This window comes from Okeania sp. SIO2B9, assembly GCF_010672505.1.
Taxonomy (GTDB): domain Bacteria; phylum Cyanobacteriota; class Cyanobacteriia; order Cyanobacteriales; family Microcoleaceae; genus Okeania; species Okeania hirsuta.
Genome location: NZ_JAAHGK010001722.1, coordinates 1 through 1,216, shown reverse-complemented (window position 1 = coordinate 1,216; position 1,216 = coordinate 1). Strand labels below are relative to the sequence as shown.

Below are 1,216 nucleotides of genomic sequence, written 5' to 3'. Positions count from 1 at the left end.
TTGTTCCAGTATATAGAAATTTAAAAGTAACACAACAATGTTTAGAAAGGGTCATTCAATCTAAGCGAAACCGTCCATATAAAATCACAGTAATTAATGATTGTAGTCCTGAACTAGAAATTCATACTTATTTAGATGAGTTAGCTAATTCAGGTCAGATAAAATTGATTAAACACCCTGAAAATGAAGGTTTTGTCAAGTCTGTTAATAATGGAATGATGTCTGATACACAGTCAGATGTTGTCTTGCTAAACTCAGATGCTTATGTAACAGATTATTGGTTGGACTATTTACGAGAAGCGGTCTATAAAGAAGAAAGAATTGCCACAGCTACACCTTTTAGTAATAATGCAACAATTTTTAGTTATCCTATTAATTGTCAAGAAACTGAAGATATACCTAAAGATTTGACTTTAGAAGAATTAGCTCAAATATGTCGGCAAGTTAATCAAAATGTGACGATTGAAGTTCCTTCAGGTCATGGTTTTTGTTTGTACATTCGCCGTGATGCTTTGAGAGAAGTTGGTTATTTTGATGCTGAAACATGGGGTAAAGGATATGGAGAAGAAGTTGACTGGTGTCAACGAGCTTTAGATTTAGGTTGGCGACATATTGCAGCAACAGGAGTATTTATTCAGCACGTTGGCAGTCAATCTTTTGTTGGTGATAAGATTAATTTAATCAATCGTAGTATGAAATTAATTGCTGAAAAATATCCTGAATATGATTTAGTTATTCAGGAATTTATTAAGTCAGATATTTTTGCTACTGCACGGAGAAATATTGATTTAGAAAGGTTAAGACGTTGTGGCGATCGCTTCATTTTAATGATTAATCATAACTTGGGAGGTGGCACTGAAAAATATTTGCAAGATTTAGTTTATATTTTGGATTCAGAAAATATAAAGAGTCTAATTCTTAAACCAGATGCTGAATCAAAAGATTGGGTTGAATTAACTTATCCAAAGTTGGATTTATTAGCAAGATATAATCTGAATAATGATGGGAAAACTTTAATTCAAGATCTACAAAATTTAGGAGTATTTCATGTTCATATTCACCATACAATAGGTTTTTCTAAAAATTTTCTTGATAAATTGTTGAAAGAATTAGCTCTTAACTACGACGTTACTCTCCATGATTATGCGTCTATTTGACCCAGGGTGAGTCTGAGTCAGGGTGAAGGTAAATATTGTCAAGAACCACCTATTCAAGA

Annotated in this window: 1 protein-coding gene; it reads left to right on the top strand. The window is 32.4% G+C overall.

All coding sequences use genetic code 11. The features are described from left to right. On the top strand, positions 1–1,157 hold a 1,157-nt coding region (locus tag F6K13_RS33975), incomplete at its 5' end, for a glycosyltransferase (RefSeq protein WP_287290057.1). Positions 1,158–1,216 lie beyond the last annotated feature (59 nt).